This window comes from Neorhizobium puerariae, from assembly GCF_042429745.1.
Taxonomy (GTDB): domain Bacteria; phylum Pseudomonadota; class Alphaproteobacteria; order Rhizobiales; family Rhizobiaceae; genus Neorhizobium; species Neorhizobium puerariae.
Genome location: NZ_JBHMAA010000015.1, coordinates 23,323 through 48,347, shown reverse-complemented (window position 1 = coordinate 48,347; position 25,025 = coordinate 23,323). Strand labels below are relative to the sequence as shown.

Here is a 25,025-nt window from a genome sequence, read left to right as displayed (position 1 = left end):
AGCCTCGCTATTCGCGCCCGGCTCACGCCACAGCCATGGCCAGCCGTTCGCCGGCCATGCGGTAGGAAATCGCCTCGGCAAGGTGGATGCGGCCGACCGTGTCCTTGCCGTCGAGATCGGCCAGCGTGCGCGCGACCTTCAGCACGCGGTGATATCCGCGCGCCGAGAACTTCAGCTTCTCCGCCGCGTCCCGCAGCAATTGCAGCCCGTTCGGGTCCGGTTCGGCGAATTTCTCGATCAGCGACGTCGAGCAGCGGGCATTGGTGAGGATGCCGGCGCAACCGGCCTGCTCGAAGCGCTCACGCTGCCTTTCCCGGGCGGCGGCGACACGCTTTGCGACATCCGCGCTGCTTTCCGCCGGCATGGGGCGGATGAGATCGGCGGCGGAAACCGCCGGCACATCGATGCGGATATCGATACGGTCCATCAGCGGCCCGGAAATGCGCGCCTGGTAGTCGGCGGCACAGCGGGGTCCCCGCGCGCAGGTGTGGCCCGGTTCCCCGGCCATGCCGCAGCGGCACGGGTTCATGGCCGCGACGAGCTGGATGTTCGCGGGATAGGAAACCCGGTGGTTGGCGCGCGCAATGACGCATTCGCCGGCTTCGAGCGGCTGGCGCAGCGCATCGAGCGCCTGCGGCGCGAATTCCGGAAACTCATCGAGGAACAGCACGCCGTGATGGGCAAGCGAGGCCTCGCCGGGCTTCGCCCGCAGGCCGCCACCGACCAGCGCGGCCATCGTGGCGGAGTGATGCGGCGTCCTGTAGGGGCGGCGATCGGAGAGCTTGCCGCCCGAAAGCTGGCCTGCGATCGAATGGATCATCGAGACTTCGAGAAGCTCGGCAGCCGAAAGCGGCGGCAGGATAGAGGGAAGCCGCGCCGCCAGCATGGATTTTCCGGAACCGGGCGGACCGACCATTAGCAGGTTGTGGCCGCCGGCCGCGGCCACTTCGAGCGCGCGCTTGGCGCTTTCCTGCCCCTTGATGTCAGCCAGATCCGGGAGGTTTGCCGGCAGTGCGCGGACCGCCGGCTGCGGCCGCGAGATCACCTGGGTGCCGCGAAAATGGTTGGCGAGCGCGATCAGGCTGCGCGGCGCGACGATATCGATACCCGCGCCAGCCCATGCGGCCTCGGTGCCGCTGTCGGCAGGGCAGATCAGGCCCTTGCCCACCGCATTGGCGCCGATCGCCGCCGGCAGCGCGCCGGCAACCGGTGCAAGCGTGCCGTCGAGATTGAGTTCGCCGATCACCACATAGTCAGTCAGCGCATCGGCGGGGATCGCTCCGAGCGCGGCCATCAGCCCAAGCGCGATCGGCAGGTCGAAATGGGAACCTTCCTTGGGCAGGTCCGCCGGCGCCAGATTGACCGTCACCTTCTTGGGAGGCATGGCAAGCCCGGACGCATGCAGCGCCGCCTGCACCCGCTCCCTGCTCTCGGCCACCGCCTTGTCCGGCAGGCCGACGATATGCATGTTCACTTTTCCAGGCCCGACCATCACCTGCACGTCGACCGGAACGCCTTCTATGCCCTGGAATGCCACCGTATTCACACGCGCAACCATATGACCCCGCCCTCCGGCACGCCAGGCAGCCATGCCGCGCGCTTTCAGTTTTCACGCATGCCGCAACCGCAAACCGCCCGCGATTTTCATGCGACACGCCCCCAAATTACGTCCGGAACGTCAGCGACACACGCTTTCCGCGCCGGCGATTGCAATCTGGCACGGAACAAGGAATAAAACAAGAACATTAATCGAACAGATTCCCGCTTCCGCTGCAAGCAAGTTGCATGCAGTTGTATCTAGGGAACAAAGGTGATCCGTATCCGAAACGCGCCTGTCGTATCAGGCGCGTTTTACTTCGATCGCATCCCACAGAAGGCTTGCGACATCAGCACCGCCGAACCTTCTGACTTCACGAATACCGGTGGGGGACGTGACATTAATCTCGGTCATGTAGTCGCCGATCACGTCGATGCCGACGAACAGGAAACCGCGTTCGCGCAATGCAGGCCCGATGCGGGCACAGATCTCCCGCTCCCGCGGGGTGATCTCGGTGGGTTCCGCGCGACCGCCGACATGCATGTTGGAGCGGCTGTCATGTTCGGCGGGCACGCGGTTGATGGCGCCGACCGGCTCGCCGTCGATCAGCAGGATGCGCTTGTCGCCCTTGCGCACCGCCGGAAGGTAGGCCTGGGCGATGAAGGGCTCGCCGCGATACATCTGGTTGAACATCTCGATGAGGGACGAGAAATTGCGGTCGTCGCGCGCGGAGTGAAAAACGCCGGCGCCGCCATTGCCGTAAAGCGGTTTCAGGATGATATCGCCCATTTCCTGGCGGAACCGGGCGATCTCGTCGGCATCGCGGCTGATCAGGGTGGCAGGCATGAGATCGGCAAATTCGGTCACGAAGATCTTCTCCGGCGAATTGCGCACCCAGGCCGGATCGTTCACGACGAGCGTCTTCGGGTGAAGGCGTTCGAGCAGATGCGTCGACGTGATGTAGCCCATGTCGAAGGGCGGGTCCTGGCGCAGGTGGATGACATCCATGGTCGCAAGATCGACCCGCTCCTTCTCGCCCAGGGTAAAATGATCCCCCTTGACGTCGCGGACCGTGAGCGGTTCGACACCGGCCAAGATCCTGCCGTCGCGCATGCTCAGCCGGTCGGGCGTGTAGTGGAACAGCTCGAAGCCGCGCGCCTGCGCCTCCAGCGCCATGGCGAACGTGGAATCGCCGGCAATGTTAATGCCGGAGATATGATCCATCTGGAATGCGACCCTGCGGATTCTCGCCATGACTTCAGCCCCTCAAAAAACGCCCGCCAGATTTAGGACGGCAGACACCCAAAGGCAACCGGTCAGGACGACGATAGACCGCCGGCCGGATCTGCGATTTCAACGGCCCGCCGGAATCCGGGGCTTCATGCAACCGGTTCGACCGGGGCGAGCTTCGCCGCAGCCGGCACGTTGCCGGGCAGGCGCCTGCCGGTATCCGCCGCAAAGAAATGCAGGCGCCTGGCATCCACGGCGATGCGCATCTCGGTGGCCAGCGTCGTTTCGGGCGCCACCGCGGCGGTCACCTGCTGGTCGCCGACCGTGCCGTGGATCAGGCGCTGGGAACCCAGTTCCTCGGTATATTCGAGACGGAAGGGCAGACCTTCCTCCTCCGCGCCCACGACCCGCAGGTCCTCGGCGCGGACGCCGACCGTGATCGCGCCGGAGGCCGGCGCAAAGCCCCTGAGGCCGATCACCGCGGGACCGATGGCCAGCCTGTCGCCGTGCAGCTCGCCCTTGACGAGGTTCATGGCCGGCGAACCGATGAAGCTCGCGACGAAGGTGGAGGCCGGTGCGTGATAGACCTCCAGCGGAGCGCCGATCTGCTCGATCTTGCCGCCGTTCAGCACGACGAGACGGTCGGCGAGCGTCATCGCCTCGAGCTGGTCGTGGGTGACATAGATCGACGTGGTGCCGAGGCGGCGCTGCAAGCGCTTGATCTCGCCGCGCATGGAGACGCGCAGCTTGGCGTCGAGGTTCGAAAGCGGCTCGTCAAAGAGGAAGGCGGCCGGCTTGCGGACGATGGCGCGGCCCATGGCGACACGCTGACGCTGGCCGCCGGAAAGCGCGCGCGGCTTGCGCTCCAGATACTGGGTGATTTCCAGCATGCGGGCGGCCTCGGCGACGCGGGCGTCGATCTCGGCCTTCGGCGTGCCGCGGTTCTTCAGGCCGTAGGCGAGGTTGTTGTAGACCGTCATATGCGGATAAAGCGCATAGTTCTGGAACACCATGGCGATGTCGCGGTCGGCCGGCTCGACATTGTTGACGACCTTGGAGCCGATCTTCACCTCCCCCTCGGAGATGGTCTCCAGCCCGGCGATCATGCGCAGAAGCGTGGACTTGCCGCAGCCGGACGGGCCGACCAGCACGATGAACTCGCCATCGGCGATGTTCAGCCTGATGTCGGAGACGGCGCGCACGCCGCCCGTATAGATCTTACCGACGTTTTCGACATCGATGGAAGCCATTGTTATTTCTCCGTTTCAACCAGGCCTTTGACGAACAGGCGCTGCATGAAGATGATGACCAGAACGGGCGGCAGGCCCGCCAGGATGACGCCGGCCATCACGAGGTTCCACTGGGTATCGCCATCGAGCACTGACGCGAGACGCTTGATGCCCATGACGACGGTGTAATAGTGCGGCTCGGTGGTGATCAGCATCGGCCAAAGATACTGGTTCCAGCCGTAGATGAACATGATGATGAAAAGCGCCGCGATGTTGGTGCGCGACAGCGGCAGAAGGATATCGCGGAAGAACTTCAGCGGTCCTGCGCCATCGACGCGGGCGGCTTCCATCATCTCCTCCGGCACCGTCAGGAAAAACTGGCGGAAGAGGAAGGTGGCGGTCGCCGAGGCGATGACCGGGATCACCAGACCGGAATAGGAATTCAGCATGCCGAGATCGGCAACGACCTTGTAGGTCGGCAGGATGCGGACCTCCACCGGCAGCATGAGGGTCATGAAGATCAGCCAGAAAGCCGGGACCCTGAGCGGAAAGCGGAAATAGACGATCGCAAAGGCCGAAAGGATCGAGATCGCTATCTTCCCGACCGCGATCATGATCGCCATCCAGAGGCTGTTCGCCAGCATTAGCAGGAAAGGCGGGGCGCCGGCGGTGGATTCACCGGAGCCGAGCAGATAGTTGTAGTTGGCCCAGAGCTGGTCGCCGGGCACGAGCGGCACGACGCCGGTGAGGAAGTCCGAAGGACCGCGGGTCGAGGCGATGAAGGCGAGATAGACGGGAAAGACCACCATCGCCACGCCGACGATCAGCACGAAATGGGTGAGAAAATTCAGAAAGGGGCGGTTTTCGACCATCGGCCGCGCCTCAATACTGCACTTTGCGCTCGATCCAGCGGAACTGGACGACCGTCAGCAGGACCACGATGAGCATGAGGATCACCGACTGAGCGGCGGAAGGCCCGAGGTTGAGCCCGATGAAGCCATCGGCATAGACCTTGTAGACCAGGATGTTGGTCGACTGGGACGGACCGCCTGAGGTGGTGGCGTCGACGATCGGGAACGTATCGAACATCGCGTAGGTGATGTTGATGACCGCCAGGAAGAACGTCGTCGGGGACAGAAGCGGAAAGATCACGGTCCAGAAGCGCTTGACCGGACCGGCGCCGTCTATGGCGGCTGCCTCGGTGAGCGACTGCGGCACGGACTGGAGGCCGGCGACGAAGAACAGGAAATTGTAGGAGATCTGTTTCCAGGCGGCGGCGACGATGATCAGCACCATGGCGTCATCGGTGTGAAGACGATGGTTCCAGACATAGCCGAACTGGTCGAGGAAATAGGGAATGATGCCGACGCTGGGGTTGAACATGAACCACCAGAGAAGGCCGGATGCGGCGGGCGCCACGGCGTAGGGCCAGACCAGCAGCGTCGTATAGAACCGCGCCGAACGCAGCACGCGACTGACGGCAACCGCAAACAGCAGCGACAGCCCCATGGAAAGAACCGTCACGCCGAGGGAAAAGACGAAGGTGACGCCCAGCGCGTTCAGGTAGTCCGGGTCCTCGAAGAGACGCACATAGTTCTGGAACCAGATGAACGTGTCCCGAAGGCCGAACGGGTCCTGGCGGAGGAAGGACTGCCAGATCGCCTGGGCGGCGGGCCACACGAAAAAGATGACGGTGATGACGAGCTGCGGCGCCAGCAGGAAATACGGCAGGACGCGGCTATGGAAGACGGTGCGCTTGGTTTGCATGGCGAGGCGTGCCCAAGGAAATGCCCTCCCCGAAGATCGGAGAGGGCTTTGAGAGACAAGGTGACCCTTAGTTCGAATTCGCGGCTTCGAATTCGCGCAGCATGGCGTTGCCCTGCTTGGCGGCATCGTCGAGGGCCTGCTGGCCGCTCTTCTTGCCGGAAAGGACGGCTTCGAACTGCTGGTCGATGATGTCGCGGATCTGGGTCAGGTTGCCGAAACGAAGACCCTTGGAGTTCTCGCTCGGCGTGCCGCGCGTGATCTGCTTGATGGCGATGTCCGAACCCGGGTTCTTCTCATAGTAACCCTGCTTCTGGCCAAGCTCGTAGGCGGCATTGGTGATCGGCAGGTAACCGGTGAACTGGTGCCAGTCGGCCTGGACTTCCGGCTTCGAAAGATAGGTGAAGAACTTGGCGGCGCCCTTGTAGACTTCGGCGTTCTTCTGGCCGTTCAGGACCCAGAGGGTCGCACCGCCGATGATGGAATTCTTCGGCTCCTTGGTGACGGTATCGTCATAGGGAAGCGGAGCGAAACCGACCTTGAAGTTCTTGGCGTTGTTGATAACGCCGGCGCGCGAGGCGGAAGAACCCATGTAGATGGCGCATTGCTGGGCGTAGAACATCGGAGCCGTCTCGGCACCGCCACCCGGGCCGCCGTACTTGAAGACCTTCTGGTCCTGCCACTGCTTCAGGTTATCCCACAACTTGGCCTGGGCCGGGCCATTGAACTTGAATTCGGTCTTCAGGCCGCCGAAACCGTTCTGCAGCGTGCCGTAGGGCAGGTTCTGGATGGCGGAGTAGTTTTCCAGACCAACCCAGGTTGCGGCATAGCTGATGGTGAAGCCACAGGCAGCGGCGCCGGAATCGACGATCTTCTTGCCGAAGGCGGCGACCTCCGCCCAGGTCTTCGGGGCGACTTCCGGATCAAGGCCAGCCTTCTGGAAGACGTCCTTGTTGTAGTACATGATCGGGGTGGAGGAGTTGAAGGGCATCGACAGGATGTTGCCTTCGGTATCCGAATAATAACCGACGACCGGGGCGAGGAAGCCCTTCGGGTCCCACGGTTCCTTGTTGTCGGCCATCAGCTTGTAGACCGGATAGACGGCGCCCTTGGCGGCCATCATCGTGCCGGTGCCGACTTCGAAGACCTGGACGATCGCCGGCTGCTGGCCTGCGCGGAAGGCGGCGATGGCAGCGGTCAGCGTTTCGGGATAGGTGCCCTTGAAGACCGGAACGACCTTGTAGTCGCTCTGGCTCTCGTTGAATTTCTGGGCAATTTCCTCGAGCTTCTTGCCGAGTTCGCCACCCATGGCATGCCACCAGGTAACCTCGGTTGCAGCGAGCGACGAAGTTGCGGACAAGGCAACAGCAATCGCAGCCATCGAAAGCTTCTTGAACATATTGACGTCCTCTCCACCTTTGTTGGGATTGAGGATCGCAATAGGGCGCGGCTGTGACAGCCCCTTTACAGTTTCGTGTCAGATTTATTACACTGCACAGCTATGCAATAATTTCACATCAGTGTCAGAATGCATCCGGGAAATGCCGCGGCAGGCGACCGGGCAGAACGGCCAGGATGTCGTAGCGCCGGGAAAGCCTCGCCGCATCCTTGCGCTTCGAAAGCCAGAGATCGCTTGCCGCACGGATGCGCTTCTGCGTGGCGAAGCCGACCGCGTCGATCGCCTCCTGCTCGCCGATCCTCGCCTTGACCTCGACAAACGCGACGAGATCCCCCTTGCGGGCGATCAGGTCGATCTCGCCGAGTTTCGTCCGGTAGCGGATGGCGAGGATGCGGTATCCCTTCGCCATCAGATAGAACGCGGCGAGATATTCCGAGACATGGCCGCGGCGCTCGGCCTTCCGACGCGCCGCCCTGCGCCCGGGGCCCCCGTCATTTCCCTCCGCCATCCTCGTCCTTCAACTCCAGAAGCCGCTGATAGAGATCCTTGCGGGCAAGGCCCGTAAGCCGGGCAGCCTCGGCCGCCGCCCTGGCGGCCGGCATGGCGGCGGCAAGCTCGCGCAGCAGCACGTCCACCTCCATTTCGCCCGGCGCCCCGTTGGCTTCGGGAGGCGCCACGACCAGCACGATCTCGCCTTTCACCGCGCGATCCTCGCCATAATAGGCGGCAAGCTCCTCCAGCGTATCGCGGCGAAACTCCTCGAAGGTCTTGGTGAGCTCCCGGCAGACGCAGGCACGGCGCTTTCCACCGAGCACCGCGGCGGCGGCGGCCAGCGTCGCGCCGATACGATGCGGCGATTCGAAGAAGATCAGCGTCGCGGGCACTTTCGAAAGCTCCGCCAGCCGGTCCCGCCTTCCCTTGTCCCTCACCGGCAAGAAACCGGCGAAGAGGAAGGCATCGGACGGCATGCCGGAGCCGACGAGCGCCGCCAGCGGCGCGGACGCGCCGGGGATCGGCACCACCCTGTGGCCGGCTTCTATCGCCGCCTGCCCGAGCCGGTAACCCGGATCGGAAACGAGCGGCGTCCCCGCATCCGAGACGAGCGCCACGGACCTGCCCTCGTCGAGCGCCGCGACGAGCTTCGGCCCCGCCTCGCCGGCATTGTGCTCATGATAGGCGAAGGGCCGGTTGACGATGCCGTAGCGGTCGAGCAGCACGCGGGTGACGCGGGTGTCCTCGCAGGCGAGCACGTCGACGCCGGCCAGCGTTTCCAGCGCGCGCAACGTGATGTCGCCGAGATTGCCGATCGGCGTGGCGACCAGATAGAGCGCCGGCTCCACCGGTCTTGCCGGCACGAAGGTGTTGGCGACGCGATAGCCGCGCTGGTTCTTCAGTTCATCGGTCACGGGATGCCACGCGGGATCGGATATTCATGACCCCTTATGATGAAGCCGGCACGCTTCGGCAAGTAAAGCAGGCCGAAGTTTTCTGTGTGCAGCGCGGGTGGCGGAGCCTAAATGCCGCGGCAACATCCTGTTCACCTCTTGCTTTTCGCCGCCGTTGTCTGCCATTTTGCCCGTCCACATCATCCGGCTCATGCAGCCGGCAGAATATCAGGGGTCCGGCCCTGCCGGATCGCCACGGTCGAAAGCGATAGCGTCCATGCGTATTACTCTTGAGCGGTCCAACCTCTTAAAATCGCTGAACCACGTCCATCGCGTGGTCGAGCGGCGGAACACGATCCCGATCCTGTCCAACGTGCTGATGCGCGCCTCGGGCAGCAGCCTGGATCTCAAGGCGACCGACCTCGATCTCGAAATCACCGAATCCGTGCCGGCCATGGTCGAGAACGCGGGCGCCACGACGGTTCCCGCGCATCTGCTTTACGAAATCGTCCGCAAGCTGCCCGACGGTTCGGAAGTGCTGCTCGCCACCACGCCCGACGGCGGATCGATGACCGTCCAGTCCGGCCGGTCGAAATTCTCGCTGCAATGCCTGCCGGAATCGGATTTCCCCGATCTCACCGCCGGCAGCTTCACGCATACCTTCAAGCTGAAGGCGACCGATCTGAAGATGCTGATCGACCGCACCCAGTTCGCGATCTCCACGGAGGAGACCCGCTATTATCTCAACGGCATCTTCTTCCACACGATCAAGGCCGAGGGCGACCTGAAGCTCCGCGCCGTCGCGACGGACGGGCATCGTCTCGCCCGGGCCGATGTCGATGCGCCCTCCGGCTCCGAAGGCATGCCCGGCATCATCATTCCGCGCAAGACCGTCGGCGAATTGCAGAAACTGGTCGACGATCCGGAAGCCGTCGTCACCGTCGAAGTCTCCGATGCCAAGATCCGCCTGACGATCGGCACGATCGTGATGACCTCCAAGCTGATCGACGGCACCTTCCCGGATTACCAGCGCGTCATCCCCACCGGCAACGACAAGGAAATGCGCGTCGATTGCCAAAGCTTCACCAAGGCCGTCGACCGCGTCTCGACCATCTCCTCCGAGCGCGGACGCGCCGTGAAGCTGTCGCTCTCCGACGGCCAGCTCATGCTGACGGTCAACAATCCGGATTCCGGCAGCGCGACCGAAGAGGTCGCCGTGGGCTACGACCACGATCCGATGGAAATCGGCTTCAACGCCAAATACCTGCTCGACATCACCGCGCAGCTTTCCGGAGACGACGCGATCTTCATGCTGGCGGATGCCGGATCGCCGACGCTGGTGCGCGACACGGCGGGGGACGACGCGCTCTACGTGCTGATGCCGATGCGCGTCTGACCATTCGAGGCGGCGGGGTAACCAGCCGCCTTTCTTTCGATCTTTGCCCGTTGCGACATTTTCTCTTGCTTTTGCGGCATGAGCGTCCACATAAGGGTGGAAAAAGGAGAGGATACACCCATGGAATTGCGCCTGAAGGAGCGGCTTGGCCGCAAGTTCGATGAGGAAATCCGGTTCTTCAAGGGCTGGATGGACGGCCCCAAGCGGGTCGGCGCAATCTGCCCCACCTCCTCTGTCACCGCCAAGCGCATGGCAAGCGTCGTCGACACGGCGTCCGGCCTTCCGGTTCTCGAGCTCGGGCCGGGCACGGGCATCATCACCAAGGCTATCCTGAAGCATGGCGTCGCTCCGGACAGGCTCGTTTCCGTCGAATATTCGACCGACTTCTACCAGCATCTGCTGCGCACGTTTCCGGGCGTCAATTTCATCAACGGCGATGCCTTCGATCTCGGCAGGACGCTCGGCGCCTGGAAGGACAAGACCTTCGACAGCGTCGTTTCGGCAATTCCCCTCCTGAGCTTCCCCATGGAGCGCCGCATCGCCCTCATCGAGGACCTGCTCGACCGCATTCCCGCCGGCCGGCCGGTGATGCAGATCACCTATGGCCCGATTTCGCCGGTCATCGCCAATCCCGACCGGTACAGGATCAAGCACTACGACTTCGTCGTACGCAACATCCCGCCGGCACAGCTCTGGCTCTATACCCGCAGCTGATCATGGCTTTCGGGCTCTACATCACCCATCCGCAGGTGCGCATCGACCCGAACGTGCCGGTGCCCCAATGGGGCCTGTCCGAAATCGGCCGGGCGCGCGCCGAACAGTCGGCCCGGTCCGGCTGGGCGAGGCAGCTCGGCAGGATCGTTTCCAGCGGCGAGGTGAAGGCGATCGAAACCGCCGAAATCCTCGCGGCAGCCTCCGGCGTCACAATCGAGATCGCTCACGACACGCATGAGAACGACCGGTCGGCAACCGGCTTCCTGCCGCCGCCGGAGTTCGAAAAGGCGGCCGACTGGTTCTTCGCCCACCCTCAGGAAAGCTTCAAGGGCTGGGAGCGCGCCGTCGATGCCCAGGCGCGCATCATCTCCGCCGTCCACCGCCTCCTTGCCGGTCACGATCCGGAAACGCCCGTCGCCTTCGTGGGCCACGGCGGCGTCGGGACACTGCTGAAATGCCATTTTGCCGGCAAGCCGGTCGCCCGCGACCGGGACCAGCCGCCGGGCGGCGGAAATCTCTTCTGCTTCGGGCTTGCGGATCGCGCTGTCTCATGCGACTGGACCCCCATCGAAAATTGGGAAGGAACCAGGGCATGAATGCGCGCGACCGCCTGATCGTAGGCCTCGACATCCCGACCATGACCGAGGCGGAAAAGATGGTCGCCACGCTCGGCGACACGGTCTCGTTCTACAAGATCGGCTACCAGCTCGCCTTTGCGGGCGGGCTCGAATTCGCCCGCGAACTGGTCAGGGACGGCAAGCAGGTCTTCCTCGACATGAAGCTGCTCGACATCGACAACACGGTGGCGAAAGGCGTCGAGAACATCGTCAAGATGGGCGTCACGATGCTGACCCTGCATGCCTATCCGAAGGCGATGCGGGCTGCCGTCGAGGCCGCGAAGGGCTCCGGTCTCTGCCTGCTGGCGGTGACCGTTCTCACCTCCATGGACGAGACGGATCTCATCAATGCCGGTTATGAATACGATCCCCACACGCTGGTGCTGCGCCGCGTGGAACAGGCGCTCTCAGCAGGCATGGGCGGTATCGTCTGCTCGGCCGAAGAATCGTCCGCCGTGCGCAAGATCGTCGGCCCGGACATGGCGGTCGTCACGCCCGGCATCCGCCCGGCGGGCTCCGACGCGGGGGACCAGAAGCGGGTGATGACGCCGGCCGACGCCCTCAGCGCCGGTTCGAGCCATCTGGTCGTCGCCCGGCCGATCGTCAGGGCACCGGACCCGAAGGCTGCGGCGCAAGCCATTCTCGCCGAAATGCGGACCGTGCTCTAAAAGCGCTGGCCGCGAGCGTCCAGATCCGCTTGCGACGCTTCAGGTCCCGCACGCCATGACGCCATGTTCTAGCGATTGTCCGAAATCTCGTTGCGGTCGCCGCTGTCGACGATCAGCCGCAGCGAGCCGCCCGGCAGGCGATTGCCGGTGACGACGTTGTCGTCGGCGCCGTCGCGATGGTCGAGACTGTCGAGGATCGTCTTCGGCCGAGCCAGGCAGTAGGTATTGAACAGGCTCACGCCCTGGCGGCTTCCAAGCCACACCGCCGGCCGCGGCTTCACCCCGTCCGGGTAGCGGAAGATATTTCCTCGGATGACATTTCGCCGCGGCGCCTGATGGCGAACCGTCCCGCCTTCGCCGCAGTTGCGGTAGAGGAAGATGCCGCCGTTGACCGGATTTTCGAATGTGTTGTTCTCGATCCGGTTGTCGGCGGACGCGTCGACAGCGATCGTTTCCCGCCAGCTCGTACGGATATCGAAGAGATTGCCGACAATGCGGTTACGGGCCGATTCCGCATCGAGATAGATCGCCGTGGACGTGCTGCTGCCGGTAAAACGGGAATCCTGGACGGTCATGCCCGTAACACCCGGCGCGGCATAAAGCGGGATGCCGCCATTTGCCACGAAGGTGACGTGCCGCAGCGCGATATTGCCCGGTGCGGCGGCCTGGGCGCGTTCCGTATGCCCCGTCGCGAGGGAGGAGAGCCTTACCTCGTTTCCCTGCCCGTTGCTGCCAAGCCCCTGGATGCGGACGTCGCCCCTGATCGTGCAGTTGCGGATCAGGATGTCCTTCGGCGCATCCCAGCCTCCATCTGCGCGACGCACGGAGCGGACCAGCACCGTTCGCGCCTTCGCCAGCGTCCCGTCGAGCGTTCCGCCGTTGCAGTCCAGCACCGTTCCCGACGAGGCGCTGCCGGAAAAGGCGATCGGCATGGTGATGACGTCGGTCTTCGCGAAACTGAGGTCGCAGTCGACCTCGACCGGCTTCGCCTTTTCCGACGCGGTCTTCCGGAGCGCGGCATAGACGCCTGCGGAACAATCCCCGGCCCGCGCCGGCGTCGCCATGACAAGGGCCACGACGGGAAGGGCCATGGCCAAAGCACCGACAGCTATGCGCATCATATTGACTCGCCCCATGATTTGCCCGAAGTCATCCTACCTGAGCACATGCTGGAGGAAATATCATGGCCAAGGGTTATTGGATCGCGCGGATGGATATCCGTGACCCCGAACGCTATAAGGACTACGTCGCCGCGACAAAGGCCCCCTTCGAGAAATACGGTGCCAGGCCGGTGGCCCGCGGCGGCGCGGCGACTGCGCTCGAAGGCACGGCGCGCGCCCGCAACGTGGTCCTCGAATTCGCCTCCGTACAGACGGCGATCGACTGCTACAACTCCCCCGAATACCAGATCGCCGCGAAAATCCGCCAGAAAGCGGCGGACGGAGAAATCGTCGTCGTCGAAGGCGTCTAAAAGCATGTAGAACCGAGTGCGGTGCGGCAGCGGAAACACTTCCACCCGTGCCGAGATTCGGCTAAACAGCATTCACCCTTCCCTATCGGCTCCCGGAGCATGCCATGACCATCAACAACCTTCCGCCACTCGTCACCGTATTCGGAGGATCGGGTTTTGTCGGTCGGCATGTGGTGCGGGCGCTCGTCAAGCGGGGGTATCGGGTGCGGGTCGCGGTGCGCCGCCCGGATCTCGCGGGCTTCCTGCTGCCGGCCGGCTATGTGGGCCAGATCTCGCTCGTCCAGGCCAACCTGCGCTACCGCGAGTCGGTCTTCCGGGCGGTCGAAGGGGCCTCGCATGTGGTGAACTGCGTCGGCATCCTGTTCGAGACGGGCCGCAACACGTTCGACGCCGTGCAGGACTTCGGGGCGCGCTCGGTCGCGGAAGCTACCAGCGCCGCCGGCGCGAAGCTGACCCATATTTCCGCGATCGGGGCGGATGCGAATTCGCCTTCGAACTACGCCCGCAGCAAGGGACAGGCCGAACTGCTGATCAAGCTGGCCGGCCCGGACGCGGTGATCCTCAGGCCGTCGATCATATTCGGCCCCGAAGACAGCTTCTTCAACAAATTCGCCTCCATGGCGCGCATCTTCCCGGCCCTGCCCCTCGTCGGCGGCGGCAAGACGAAGTTCCAGCCCGTCTATGTGGAGGATGTCGCCGAGGCCGTGGCCCGCTCGGTCGACGGCACGATCGCGGCCGGCAGGATCTACGAACTCGGCGGTCCGGAAGTCATGACGTTCCGCCAGTGTCTCGAGACGATGCTCTCCATCACCAATCGCGAGCGCCCGCTGATCTCCCTGCCCTTCGGCATCGCCTCGCTTCTCGGCAGCGTCGCCTCGCTCATTCCCTTCGTGCAACCGCCGATCACGGCCGACCAGGTGAAGCTTCTGAAGGTCGACAACGTCGTCTCCGAGGCGGCCATCCAGGAAGGGCGCACGCTTGACGGAATCGGCATCCGCCCGACGCTCGCGACCTCGATCCTGCCCTCCTACCTGGTGCAGTACCGCCCGCAGGGGCAGTATACGCGCTCCGGTCGAGCCGCCTGAATTTTTACGGGTTTTTGAAAATTATCCGCCTCGCCGGCGGAGGGCCTGCCGCTCAAAAAGCGAGCAGGCCTTTGTTTGCGCTCATCTTTCAGGCAAGCGTGTGGCACAAAGGTCGCAGTGAACGATGCAGTCGCGTTAACGGCGGGTTCAGCAAAATCCTTTATTGAAATGTTCGAATGCGAGCAATAAAGCTCGCTGCCAAGACAGATACTCAACCGTGACGATCAAATCCTCTTCCGAAAGGCGTTCCTCCATGGGCAAGCCCATCGCCCTCTTTTTTGCGTGTGCAGCACTGGTCATTCTCGCGGGCTCCTTCATGGCGCCGAGGACGGGCGCGGCCGGCAAGATCGAATGCACACCGGCTTACGGCGTCGACCCGTGCAGCACGGCATCGATTCATCACTGAGCTGAAGAGAATCGAAAAAAGGCGGCCTTCCAGCCGCCTTTTTTTGTTTCAGACCCCTTTTTGTTTCAGGCCCCGAGATACAGCGCGATCAGGCCGATGGCGCCGATGGCGATCCGCCAATAGGCGAAGGCCGCGTAACCGCGGCTCGATACGAAATCCAGCAGCGAGCGGACGACGAAGACAGCCGTGATGAAGGCGGCGACGAAACCGATCGCAATCATCGCACCGTCGTCGAAACTCAGCATATTGCGGTTCTTGTAGAGGTCCAGGGTGAACGCGCCGAGCATGGTCGGCATGGCGAGGAAGAACGAGAACTCCGCGGCCGAGCGCTTGTCCGCCCCCATCAGCAGCGCACCGACGATCGTCGCGCCCGAGCGTGACGTGCCGGGAACCATCGCAAGGCACTGGAAGAAGCCGATCTTGAGGGCGAGCGACAGCGGATAGTCCATCACGTCGTGATATTTCGGCTTGAACTGCATCTTGTCGACGGCAAGCAGCACGAAACCGCCGAGGATCAGCACGATACAGATCAGCATCGGCGTTTCGAACAGCACGGTCTTGATGAAATCGTGCGCCAGCGCGCCGATCACCGCGGCCGGCAGGAAGGCGACCAGCACCGTCAGCACGAAACGCCGCGCCCTGGGGCTGGTCGGGATGTCCATGGCGATCTCCAGCAGTTTGCGGGAATAGACGAGCAGGATCGCCAGGATCGCACCGAGCTGGATCAGCACCGCAAACGTGTTTCCGGGCGACTGGAAGCCCAGGAAATGGCTGGCGAGCAGGACGTGGGCGGTGGAAGAAACGGGAAGGAATTCGGTGAGCCCCTCGATAAGACCAAGCACGAGGGCGCTGATGATGGACTGATCCGCCATTCTTAATCCTTTGTTGAGCAGATAAGGGCAGTTTTAAGCAGTTTATGAGCCGTTGCTTGTGTTGGCCCTACCAAATCCATATAGCTGTCATATGTCAGGCAGGCGCGCGAAGCGACCATATCCTTCCTATACACAATTCGTGAAGTTCAAGTATCCATGCCCACCCTCTATCATCACTCCATGTCTTCGGCCTCCCGGTTCGTCAGGCTCATCCTCGCCGAATACGGTTTCCAGGCGGATCTGGTCGAAGAGCAGCCCTGGGAGAAGCGCCGGGAATTCCTGACGCTCAATCCGGCGGGCACGCTTCCCGTCTATGTGGACGACAGCATGCGAGTGCTTTGTGGCCCTTCCGTGCTCATGGAATTCCTTGACGAGACGCATGGCGTCCTGAAGCGCGATCGCCGGCTGCTGGCCGAGGACCCGTGGCAGCGCGCCGAAATTCGCCGGCTCACCGAATGGTTCCTGCAGAAGATGGAGCAGGACGTGACACGCCCACTGACGCGCGAGCGGATCTACAAGCTGCAGATGTCGACCGCGCAGGGCGGCGGCGCGCCGGATTCGAAGGTCCTGCGCACGTCCCGCGCCAATATCCGCCAGCACATGAAATACCTCTCCTGGCTCGCGGGCTCGCGCCCGTGGCTTGCCGGCGACCGCCTCAGCTATGCGGACCTCGCCGCCGCCGCGTCGATTTCGGTGCTGGACTATCTCGGCGAGATCGACTGGCCGGAAACGCCGATCGCCAAGGACTGGTATCAGCGGCTGAAATCCCGTCCCTCCTTCCGGCCGCTGCTTGCCGAGCGCATCCGCGGCCTGACCCCGGTATCCCATTATGCGGACCTCGACTTCTGACCAGAGGCGGGAGGATGAAAAGGCGCTCCGGCGACGGGAGAAGCTGACCGCCTTCATCCGCGGGGAAGCCGCCGCCCAGGGCTTCGATCTCTGCCGCATCACCGGCCCGGACAGCATTCCCCACACGCCGGAACGGCTGCAGGCCTTTCTCGGCGACGGCCATCACGGCACCATGGACTGGATGGCCGAAACGCAGGCTCGCCGGGCCGATCCGAAGGCATTGTGGTCCGACGTGCGTTCCATCGTCATGTTCGGATTGAACTACGGCCCGGACGAGGACCCGCGCGGCATCCTGCAGAAGCCGGACAGGGCGGCGGTCTCCGTCTATGCCCGCAACCGCGATTATCACGACATCATCAAAGGCCGCCTGAAAGAGATCGCGACACGCTTCGCCGCCCGCACGGGCGAAGACGTGAAGGTCTTCGTCGACACGGCGCCCGTCATGGAAAAGCCGCTGGCGGAAGCGGCCGGCCTCGGCTGGCAGGGCAAGCACACCAATCTCGTCAGCCGCACCCACGGCTCCTGGCTCTTTCTCGGCAGCCTGTTCACCACGGCCGACCTCATCGCGGATGCGCCGGAGACCGACCATTGCGGCTCCTGCCGCGCCTGCCTCGACGCCTGCCCGACGGCCGCCTTTCCCGCGCCCTACCGGCTCGATGCACGGCGCTGCATCTCCTATCTGACGATCGAGCACAAGGGGCCGATCGCCCCCGAATTCCGGCCGCTGATCGGCAATCGCATCTATGGCTGCGACGACTGTCTGGCCGCCTGTCCGTGGAACAAGTTCGCGGCCAGCGCCTCGGAGATGAAGCTGAAGGCCCGCGAGGACCTGAAGGAACCGCCGATCGCCTTGCTGCTGACACTGGACGACGCGGCGTTCCGCACCTTCTTCAGCGGCTCGCCCGTGAAACGCATCGGCCGCGACCGTTTCATCCGCAACGTGCTGATCGCCGCCGGCAATTCCGGCGATCCGGAGCTTGCCCCGCGATGTCGCGAACTCGCCGGCGATCCCTCGCCGGTGGTGCGCGGCATGGCCATATGGGCACTGAAACGCCTGATGCGGCAAGATGACTTCGCCGCGTTCGCACGGACGCATGGCGTCGAGGACGATCCGGAGGTATTGGAGGAATGGCGTTTGGCGGGGGCAGGTTGATATGCGGGTGATGATATTCGGATGCGGTTATTCCGGCCAGGCGATCGCCGGGGCTTTCAAGGCGGATGGCGCCCCGGTTTCCGGCACCGCCAGGACCGCCGAAAAGGTTCGCGACCTTGCCGCAAGGGGCATCCAGGCCTTCGTCTTCGACGGCAATCCGTTCAGCGATGAACTGCTGGCCGAGCTCAAGGACATAACCCATCTCGTGCAGTCCGTCCCGCCCACGAGGGTGAAGAGCCAGCCGCTCTCTCACCCGGCCTCCGGGACGCCGCAACAACTCCCTTCCTCCCCCCAGGGAGAAGATGCCCGAAGGGCGGACGAGGGGGCCGCCCCCTCCCCAGCCGCACCACCCAGCCAGGAGGGCGATCCGCTGCTGAAGCTCATGGCGGGCCGGATCGTGGAACTCTGCCCCAGGCTGGAATGGATCGGCTACCTTTCCACCGTCGGCGTCTACGGCGATCACGACGGCGGCTGGGTGACGGAGGATACTCCGGGCAGCCCGATCCAGGGCCGCTCGATCGAGCGGGTCGACACCGAGGACGCTTGGGCTGCCGAGGGGAAGGCGGCCGGCGTGCCGGTCGCGGCGCTTCGCCTTTCCGGCATTTACGGACCCGGCCGCAATGCCTTCGTCAACCTCGCCCGAGGCACGGCGCGGCGTATCATCAAGAAGGACCAGGTCTTCAACCGCATCCGTGTCGAAGACATCGGCGGGGCGGCGCTCTTCCTCGGCGGACGCCGTCTCGGCGGCATATATAATGTCACCGATGACGAGCCCGGTCCGCCGCAGGACGTCATCGTCGAGGCGGCCCGGCTGATGGGCGTCGAACCGCCGCCGGAACAGGATTTCGACACCGCCGAAATGACCCCGATGGCGCGCTCCTTCTATGGCGCCAACAAGCGTGTTTCGAACGCCAAGATCCGCGCCGCCGGCTTCCAGTTCCGCTTCCCGAATTACCGCATGTCGCTTGCCGAAATGTGGTCCATGAAGCGCTGGGAAGGATAATTTTCCCATTTCGAGACGGGTGAAATTTCCATCCTCTCCGAAAATTCGGTTATTCTTTTTTAAGATTTTGGGCTGCCGATCATAAAATTTGCCCAAATGAGGCAAGAAAAGTCGGGTTCCAACAAAATTTTTTCTGCAATTTTCGTGATCGCCCACACCCGCCGATTCCGGTTGGAATGCTATTCCTCTTTCCGACTGTTTTTAAACGTTTTCTTCTGTCATATCTTAGCTGGCTTCTTAAAAAGATCGACGGCAATCTAATCACGAATATTACAGACTGTAACGTTCCGTGATCGGAAACCCCACTTTTTCGCCATTTTTCGCCCCGCTTAGCCGTTTTCGCACGCAACGTGCAGGGACAAACGACGGGGACGACCGACTTGACAACAATTCGACGCTCGACTTACGCCGCGGCCGCCATTGCTGCTTTTGCACTTCTCGGCTCCGCAGAGGCCAACGCCGGGTCCGGATGCGGCCACGCATCCTGGTACGCCATGGGCACCAAAACCGCATCCGGTGAACGGATGAACCCTTCGCAACTGACCGCCGCCCACCGCTCGCTGCCTTTCGGCACCAAGGTGAAGGTCACCAACAAACGCAACGGCAAGAGCGTCGTCGTGCGCATCAACGACCGCGGTCCGTTCATCCGCGGCCGGGTGCTCGATGTCTCCAAGGCCGCGGCCAAGAACATCGGCATGATCGCCTCCGGCACGGCCCAGGTCTGTTATCAGATCGTCAACGCTTCGACGCAGGTCGCCGCGATCGACGGCTGACGCCACGCCTCTTGCCCTTCCAGCCATTCGCGGTTACGAGCCGTACCATGCGGGTCCAACCGGAACGGAGAACGATATGCGACTGGGCGGGCGAGTGGCCGGAGCCATCGAGGTGCTGGCCGACATAGAGACGCGGAAGCGCCCTGTGGCCGACGCTCTCAAGGACTGGGGCCTTGCACACCGTTTCGCCGGTTCCGGCGATCGGGCCGCGATCGGCAACATCGTCTATGACGCACTGCGCATGCGTCTCTCGCATGCGTGGCTCATGGACGACGAAAGCCCCACCGCGCTAGCCCATGCGGTCCTCATCCGGCAATGGGGGTTCACCCCGGAAACCCTCCAGGCCGAGTTCGCCGATGACCGCTTCGCGCCGCCGCTTCTCACCGAGGCGAACCTCTCGGCGCTCGCCTCCCGCGATCTCGACGATGCGCCGCCGCATGTGCAGGGCGACATCCCGGACTGGGTCCAGCCGTCCTTCGAAGCCAATTTCGGCGAGGACTGGCTGGCGGAAGCGAAGGCCCTGGCGGGCCGACCGACCCTCGACCTGCGCGCCAACACGTTGAAGGCGTCGCGGGAGAAGGTCGTCAAGGCGCTGGAACGCTCGGGCGCGAAAGCCTCGCGCATCGCCCGCAACGGCATCCGGATCGCCGCCGGCGAAGGAGCATCCCGCCTGCCGAACGTCACAGCCGAGCTTTCGTTCCAGAAGGGCTGGTTCGAAGTGCAGGACGAGGGATCGCAGATCGTCGCCGACCTGGTGCAGCCGGGCGAGTACGATCAGGTCCTCGACTACTGCGCCGGCGGCGGCGGCAAGACGCTCGCCATGGCCGCCGCCATGCACAACAAGGGCCAGATCCATGCCTACGACGCCGACCGCAAGCGGCTGGCTCCGATCATCGAGCGGCTGCGCCGCGCCGGCACCCGCAACGTGCAGGTCCATGACGATGCCGGCCAGCTTACGGCGCTGAAGGGCAGGCTCGATGCGGTGCTGGTCGATGCGCCATGCACCGGCACCGGCACATGGCGCCGGCGCCCGGACACGAAATGGCGGCTGACGCCGAAGAACCTTGACGAACGCATCGCCCAGCAACAGGAAGCGCTGACCGAAGCCGCCGCCTTCGTGAAGCCGGGCGGTGCGCTGCTCTACGTCACCTGCTCCATCCTGCCGGAGGAGAACGACGCGCAGGTTTCCCGCTTCTGCGCGGACAATCCGGAATTCTCGATCGCGCCCACGGCCGAACACTGGAGCCGCATCTTCGGCAAGGATGCGCCGTCGCCTCGCTCGAAGGATGCGCTCACGGTGACGCTGACCCCCGCAAGTACCGATACGGACGGATTCTTTTTCTGCCGCATGCAACGCAAGGTTTGAGCGGTTCTTGATGAAGATCAAGACCCGCCTCTACTTTCAAAACGTTCTAAACTAGATTGTTTGACACCAGTTTCCATTTGCGCGATGAACCCTCGGGGTGGCCGGCGACGATCCGCGCCGCCGAAGGAGAGGGATTATGATCCGCAAGACCGTTCTCGGCGCCGCGCTGGCGCTTTTTGCCGCCTCTGCGGCCTTCACGGTGACGCCGGCCGCGGCTGCCACCACGTCCGCCGCCGTGCTCAAGCATTATGCCGCCCTGGCGCATGCCAAATACGAGGACTCGCTGAAGACCGCCCAAGCGCTCGACAAGGCGATCGATGCGCTGATCGCCAAGCCGAGCGAAGAGACCCTGAAGGCCGCCAAGGATGCCTGGATCGCAGCACGCGTTCCCTATCAGCAGACGGAAGTCTACCGTTTCGGCAATCCGATCGTCGACGACTGGGAAGGCAAGGTGAACGCCTGGCCGCTCGATGAAGGCCTGATCGACTATGTGGACGCCTCCTACGGCACCGAGAGCGACGAAAACGAACTCTACACCGCGAATGTCATCGCCGATCCCAAGCTCAAGGTGAACGGCAAGACGCTGGACGCCACCAAGCTGAACGCCAAGACGCTGCGCGGCCTGCACGAGGCCGGCGAGATCGAGGCGAACGTGGCGACCGGCTACCATGCCATCGAATTCCTGCTGTGGGGCCAGGACCTGCACGGCACCGGGCCGGGCGCCGGCGAGCGCCCCTACACGGATTACGACAAGGCCAGTTGCACCCACGGAAATTGCGACCGGCGCGCCGCCTACCTGAAGGCCGCGTCCTCCCTGCTCGTCTCCGACCTCAAGGACATGGTCGCCGCCTGGGCGCCGAAGGGCAAGGCCGCCAAGAACGTCGAGGCCAATTCCAAGAAGGGCCTGACCGCGATCCTGACCGGCATGGGTTCGCTCTCCTATGGCGAGCTTGCCGGCGAGCGCATGAAGCTCGGCCTGCTTCTCCACGATCCGGAAGAAGAGCACGACTGCTTCTCCGACAATACCTATGCGTCGCACCTGAACGACGCGATCGGCATCAAGTCGGCCTATACGGGTGAATATGTCCGAGTCGACGGCACCAAGCTCACAGGCCCCTCGCTCTCCGACCTCGTGGCCGCCAAGGACAGGGCGCTCGACGGAGAGATGAAAGGCAAGCTCGATGCGACGCTTGCCGCCATGAACGCCATGGCCGACCGCGCCCAGAAGGTCGAGGCCTACGACCAGATGATCGGCGAGAACAATGCCGAGGGCAATGCGGTCGTCCAGAAGGCGATCGACGGCCTCATCGACCAGACCAAGACGATCGAACGCGTCGTCGCCTCGCTCGATCTCGGCAAGGTCGAGCTCGAAGGTTCCGACAGCCTCGACAATCCCGACGCCGTCTTCAAATAAGAACTGAAAAGGCGGGCCGCGGCCGGGTTCGGCCTGCGGCCCGATGATCCATGAGAGCGCCCAGGTTCCCCGTCCTTCTCCTGCCGATCCTTGCGGGCGCCCTCTTTTCGACCCTGCCGATGGCTGCCGGCGGCGATGCCGCCCTCCCGGTCACGCGCACGGATCTCGATCCAAAGGACCAGAAGCGCGTCGAGGCCGTCACCAGGCCGGCGACCGATTTCTCCAAACCCGAACAGTTCGAGCTGATGGCGGGCGGGGCGGCCACGAGCCGCGCCACGCCGAACGGCAATGCCTTCTCGCATTTCTCGGCCAACATCACCTTCGAGGAAGAGCAGACCTTCAAGCTCGGCAATGCGCTCTTCACCAAGCTCTGGGTTTCGGCCCCGTCCTCCACCCAGGCGTCCGACGGGCTCGGGCCGCTCTTCAACGCGCGCGCCTGCCAGAGCTGCCATCTGAAGGACGGGCGCGGCCACCCGCCGGAAGGTTCCGCCGATGCGACCTCGATGTTCCTCCGTCTGGCCCGCCCGGCGCGCACCGACGAGGAACGGGAAGCCATCGCCGACTACCGGAAGCTCAATTTTCCGGATGCCGTCTATGGCGCGCAGTTGCAGGACCTTGCCGTTCCGGGCCTGAAGTCGGAGGGCCGGATGCAGGTTTCCTACGAGGAAACGCCCGTGACGCTGGCCGGCGGCGAAGTGGTGCAGCTGCGCAAGCCGATCTATTCCGTGACGGACCTCGGGTTCGGGCCGCTGGAAGGCGACGTGACGCTGTCCCCGCGGGTCGCTCCGCCGATGATCGGTATGGGCCTCGTCCAGGCGATCCACGAGGCCGACATCCTGACGAAAGCCGATCCGGACGACCGGGACGGCGACGGCATTTCCGGCAGGCCGGCGCTGGTGCGCGACCACAGGAGCGGCGAACTGAAGCTCGGTCGCTTCGGTTTCAAGGCGCAGAACGCGTCGATACGCGACCAGAGTTCATCCGCCTTTGCCGGCGATCTCGGCCTCTCGACGCCCGACGATCCCTTCGACCATGGCGACTGCACCAAGGCGCAGGCCGAATGTCTCGCCAGACCGACGGGCGTCCAGAAACGGCTGGGTCCCGTCGAAGCGCCGGACCCCGTGCTGCCGCTCGTCACCTTCTATTCGGAAAACCTCGCCGTGCCGGCCCGCCGCGCGATCGGCGACACGACGGTGCTCAGCGGCAAGGAGCTCTTCTACCGGTCCGGCTGCACCGCCTGCCACACGCCGAAATTCGTGACGCGGCGCGATGCCGGCAACAAGGCGCATGCCTTCCAGCTCATCTGGCCCTATTCGGATTTCCTGCTGCACGACATGGGCGAGGGCCTGGCCGACGGCCAGCAGGTGGGCGTCGCCGACGGCCGCGAATGGCGCACCCAGCCGCTATGGGGCATCGGGCTCACCGAAACCGTCAACGCCCATACCTTCTTCCTGCATGACGGACGAGCGCGTAACCTGACGGAAGCCATCCTCTGGCACGGCGGGGAGGCCGGGAAGGCGCGCGATGCCTTCGCTTCGCTCGCCAAACCGGACCGCGCCGCATTGATCAAATTCCTGGAGTCGCTCTGATGCGTACAATTCTCGCTGCCGGACTCATCTTTCTCCTGCCTGTCGCGACGGTCGCGCAGGACGTTGAAAACGCGCCTTCCGTCAACTTGCCGGAAGCCGATGTCACCAGGGTCATGACCGCTGCGGTGAACGGCTTCATCCGGCCGGGCTACGACGCCTTTCACGCCTCGGCGGAAAAGATGACATCCGCCATGGCGACACTTTGCGAGACACCTTCGAAAGCGAATTACGACGCGGCCAGGGCCGCCTTCCGCGACGCCGCCGTGAGCTGGGCCCATATCGAGGTGGTGCGTGTCGGCCCGGTCATCGAGCAGAACCGTTTCGAGCGCATCCTGTTTTATCCCGACCGCAAGAGCACCGGCCTCAAGCAGGTGCAGGGCGTGCTTTCCAAATCGGACGAGACGGCGGCGAACCCCGCCACGCTCGCCACGAAAAGCGTCGCGACACAGGGCTTCGGAGCGCTGGAATACCTGCTTTTCGGCACCGGTTCCGAAGTGCTTTCGAGCGAGAAGAACGGTTTCCGCTGCCGTTACGCCGCCGCGGCCGCCGCCAACATCGCCAATGTCGCCGGGGAGCTTTCCGACATCTGGGATGCGCCGGACGGCATCCAGAAGGCCTGGGAGCAGCCCGGTCCCGACAATCCGGACTTCCGCACCGGCGGCGAGGCGATCACCGCCCTGCTCGGCATTCTCGTCCATGGCGCCGAAACCGTGCGCGACCAGCGTATCGAGACCTTCTACAAGGGCGCGGACAAGGCCAGGTTCCCCAAGCAGGCCCTGTTCTGGCGTTCGGAAAACACCTGGCCGACCGTGAGGGCCAATCTCGAAGGCCTGTCGGAACTCCTCGACAAATCCGGCATGGCGGAACTGCTCAAGGAGAAGGACCGCCCGGTCGTCGCCGCCGCCCAGGCCCAGTTGAAATCGATGATCGAACTTGCAGGCACCATCACCCCCGACCTGGAAAAGGCGGTCGAGGATGCCAGCGAGCGCAGGAAGCTCGATACGCTGCTTGCCGGCGGCAAGAACGTCATATCCCGGCTGAACGACGGTTATGGCGGCGCGATCGGCCTCTCCTCCGGCTTTTCCTTCGCGGACGGAGACTGAAA

The 25,025-nt window shown here is 63.8% G+C and carries 25 protein-coding genes; 14 read left to right on the top strand and 11 right to left on the bottom strand.

The window, feature by feature from the left end:
• Window positions 1-22: 22 nt before the first annotated feature.
• From ACFFP0_RS13475 to rsmI, 8 genes are all read right to left on the bottom strand, one after another.
• The gene (locus ACFFP0_RS13475; protein WP_377261436.1) at window positions 23-1,558 is read right to left on the bottom strand and encodes a YifB family Mg chelatase-like AAA ATPase; all 1,536 of its coding nucleotides are present in this window, start codon (window positions 1,556-1,558) and stop codon (window positions 23-25) included.
• 282 nt (window positions 1,559-1,840) lie between these two features.
• Window positions 1,841-2,791, bottom strand: coding sequence for a glutathione synthase (gshB, locus tag ACFFP0_RS13470; protein WP_377261433.1), 951 nt, complete (start codon window positions 2,789-2,791; stop codon window positions 1,841-1,843).
• A 125-nt stretch (window positions 2,792-2,916) separates the two neighbouring features.
• Window positions 2,917-4,017 carry a sn-glycerol-3-phosphate ABC transporter ATP-binding protein UgpC gene (gene ugpC / locus ACFFP0_RS13465; protein WP_377261430.1) on the bottom strand — a complete coding sequence of 367 codons (1,101 nt, stop codon included), beginning with the start codon at window positions 4,015-4,017 and terminating at the stop codon, window positions 2,917-2,919.
• A gap of 2 nt (window positions 4,018-4,019) precedes the next feature.
• Complete coding sequence (gene ugpE / locus ACFFP0_RS13460; protein ID WP_377261428.1) at window positions 4,020-4,868, bottom strand: sn-glycerol-3-phosphate ABC transporter permease UgpE; 849 nt, start codon at window positions 4,866-4,868, stop codon at window positions 4,020-4,022.
• A 10-nt stretch (window positions 4,869-4,878) separates the two neighbouring features.
• Window positions 4,879-5,763 carry a sn-glycerol-3-phosphate ABC transporter permease UgpA gene (ugpA, locus tag ACFFP0_RS13455; protein WP_377261425.1) on the bottom strand — a complete coding sequence of 295 codons (885 nt, stop codon included), beginning with the start codon at window positions 5,761-5,763 and terminating at the stop codon, window positions 4,879-4,881.
• Between the two features lie 67 nt (window positions 5,764-5,830).
• Entirely contained in the window at window positions 5,831-7,159 is a 1,329-nt protein-coding gene (gene ugpB, locus ACFFP0_RS13450; protein ID WP_377261422.1) for a sn-glycerol-3-phosphate ABC transporter substrate-binding protein UgpB, read from the bottom strand.
• 124 nt (window positions 7,160-7,283) lie between these two features.
• Complete coding sequence (locus ACFFP0_RS13445) at window positions 7,284-7,667, bottom strand: YraN family protein (protein WP_377261419.1); 384 nt, start codon at window positions 7,665-7,667, stop codon at window positions 7,284-7,286.
• Window positions 7,651-8,565: a 16S rRNA (cytidine(1402)-2'-O)-methyltransferase gene (rsmI, locus tag ACFFP0_RS13440; protein ID WP_377261417.1), complete on the bottom strand. Its 915-nt coding sequence runs from the start codon at window positions 8,563-8,565 to the stop codon at window positions 7,651-7,653. The genes ACFFP0_RS13445 and rsmI overlap by 17 nt, the downstream gene beginning before the upstream one ends.
• A gap of 256 nt (window positions 8,566-8,821) precedes the next feature.
• Here rsmI and dnaN point away from each other — a divergent pair, with 256 nt between their 5' ends.
• The 4 genes from dnaN to pyrF all read left to right on the top strand — a co-directional run bounded on the left by dnaN (window position 8,822) and on the right by pyrF (window position 11,939).
• Window positions 8,822-9,940, top strand: a complete 1,119-nt coding sequence (gene dnaN, locus ACFFP0_RS13435; RefSeq protein ID WP_377261415.1) for a DNA polymerase III subunit beta — start codon at window positions 8,822-8,824, stop codon at window positions 9,938-9,940.
• A gap of 120 nt (window positions 9,941-10,060) precedes the next feature.
• Complete coding sequence (gene pmtA / locus ACFFP0_RS13430) at window positions 10,061-10,654, top strand: phospholipid N-methyltransferase PmtA (RefSeq protein WP_377261413.1); 594 nt, start codon at window positions 10,061-10,063, stop codon at window positions 10,652-10,654.
• 2 nt (window positions 10,655-10,656) lie between these two features.
• Window positions 10,657-11,250 carry a histidine phosphatase family protein gene (locus tag ACFFP0_RS13425; RefSeq protein WP_377261410.1) on the top strand — a complete coding sequence of 198 codons (594 nt, stop codon included), beginning with the start codon at window positions 10,657-10,659 and terminating at the stop codon, window positions 11,248-11,250.
• On the top strand, window positions 11,247-11,939 hold the full coding sequence (pyrF, locus tag ACFFP0_RS13420; protein ID WP_377261408.1) for an orotidine-5'-phosphate decarboxylase: 693 nt from the start codon (window positions 11,247-11,249) through the stop codon (window positions 11,937-11,939). The genes ACFFP0_RS13425 and pyrF overlap by 4 nt, the downstream gene beginning before the upstream one ends.
• Before the next feature lie 68 nt (window positions 11,940-12,007).
• On the opposite strand, the gene ACFFP0_RS13415 is transcribed toward pyrF, so the two are convergent.
• The gene (locus tag ACFFP0_RS13415) at window positions 12,008-13,060 is read right to left on the bottom strand and encodes a right-handed parallel beta-helix repeat-containing protein (protein ID WP_377261406.1); all 1,053 of its coding nucleotides are present in this window, start codon (window positions 13,058-13,060) and stop codon (window positions 12,008-12,010) included.
• 62 nt (window positions 13,061-13,122) lie between these two features.
• Between ACFFP0_RS13415 and ACFFP0_RS13410 the strand changes: the two genes are divergently transcribed.
• Together ACFFP0_RS13410 and ACFFP0_RS13405 are read left to right on the top strand one after the other, a co-directional pair.
• Window positions 13,123-13,410 (top strand): DUF1330 domain-containing protein, encoded by a 288-nt coding sequence (locus ACFFP0_RS13410; RefSeq protein ID WP_377261404.1) that lies wholly within the window; start codon window positions 13,123-13,125, stop codon window positions 13,408-13,410.
• Between the two features lie 104 nt (window positions 13,411-13,514).
• Window positions 13,515-14,495 carry a complex I NDUFA9 subunit family protein gene (locus tag ACFFP0_RS13405; protein ID WP_377261401.1) on the top strand — a complete coding sequence of 327 codons (981 nt, stop codon included), beginning with the start codon at window positions 13,515-13,517 and terminating at the stop codon, window positions 14,493-14,495.
• A 147-nt stretch (window positions 14,496-14,642) separates the two neighbouring features.
• Here the strand turns inward: ACFFP0_RS13405 and ACFFP0_RS13400 are convergent, their stop codons facing one another.
• Together ACFFP0_RS13400 and ACFFP0_RS13395 are read right to left on the bottom strand one after the other, a co-directional pair.
• A complete protein-coding gene (locus tag ACFFP0_RS13400) occupies window positions 14,643-14,795 on the bottom strand; it encodes a hypothetical protein (RefSeq protein ID WP_377262352.1) in 153 nt (50 codons plus the stop codon).
• A 171-nt stretch (window positions 14,796-14,966) separates the two neighbouring features.
• The gene (locus ACFFP0_RS13395; RefSeq protein WP_377261399.1) at window positions 14,967-15,773 is read right to left on the bottom strand and encodes an undecaprenyl-diphosphate phosphatase; all 807 of its coding nucleotides are present in this window, start codon (window positions 15,771-15,773) and stop codon (window positions 14,967-14,969) included.
• A 156-nt stretch (window positions 15,774-15,929) separates the two neighbouring features.
• On the opposite strand from ACFFP0_RS13395, the gene ACFFP0_RS13390 reads away from it, so the two are divergent.
• The 8 genes from ACFFP0_RS13390 (at window position 15,930) to ACFFP0_RS13355 (ending at window position 25,023) form a co-directional block, all read left to right on the top strand.
• The gene (locus ACFFP0_RS13390; RefSeq protein WP_377261397.1) at window positions 15,930-16,622 is read left to right on the top strand and encodes a glutathione S-transferase family protein; all 693 of its coding nucleotides are present in this window, start codon (window positions 15,930-15,932) and stop codon (window positions 16,620-16,622) included.
• Entirely contained in the window at window positions 16,603-17,775 is a 1,173-nt protein-coding gene (queG, locus tag ACFFP0_RS13385; RefSeq protein ID WP_377261394.1) for a tRNA epoxyqueuosine(34) reductase QueG, read from the top strand. The genes ACFFP0_RS13390 and queG overlap by 20 nt, the downstream gene beginning before the upstream one ends.
• Window position 17,776: 1 nt before the next feature.
• Window positions 17,777-18,778 (top strand): SDR family oxidoreductase, encoded by a 1,002-nt coding sequence (locus ACFFP0_RS13380; protein WP_377261392.1) that lies wholly within the window; start codon window positions 17,777-17,779, stop codon window positions 18,776-18,778.
• A 380-nt stretch (window positions 18,779-19,158) separates the two neighbouring features.
• Complete coding sequence (locus ACFFP0_RS13375) at window positions 19,159-19,551, top strand: septal ring lytic transglycosylase RlpA family protein (protein WP_377261389.1); 393 nt, start codon at window positions 19,159-19,161, stop codon at window positions 19,549-19,551.
• 76 nt (window positions 19,552-19,627) lie between these two features.
• The gene (locus tag ACFFP0_RS13370; protein ID WP_377261386.1) at window positions 19,628-20,917 is read left to right on the top strand and encodes an RsmB/NOP family class I SAM-dependent RNA methyltransferase; all 1,290 of its coding nucleotides are present in this window, start codon (window positions 19,628-19,630) and stop codon (window positions 20,915-20,917) included.
• Between the two features lie 136 nt (window positions 20,918-21,053).
• Complete coding sequence (locus ACFFP0_RS13365) at window positions 21,054-22,331, top strand: imelysin family protein (RefSeq protein ID WP_377261383.1); 1,278 nt, start codon at window positions 21,054-21,056, stop codon at window positions 22,329-22,331.
• 119 nt (window positions 22,332-22,450) lie between these two features.
• Window positions 22,451-23,920 (top strand): di-heme oxidoreductase family protein, encoded by a 1,470-nt coding sequence (locus ACFFP0_RS13360; protein ID WP_377262321.1) that lies wholly within the window; start codon window positions 22,451-22,453, stop codon window positions 23,918-23,920.
• Entirely contained in the window at window positions 23,920-25,023 is a 1,104-nt protein-coding gene (locus tag ACFFP0_RS13355; RefSeq protein ID WP_377261380.1) for an imelysin family protein, read from the top strand. The genes ACFFP0_RS13360 and ACFFP0_RS13355 overlap by 1 nt, the downstream gene beginning before the upstream one ends.
• Window positions 25,024-25,025 lie beyond the last annotated feature (2 nt).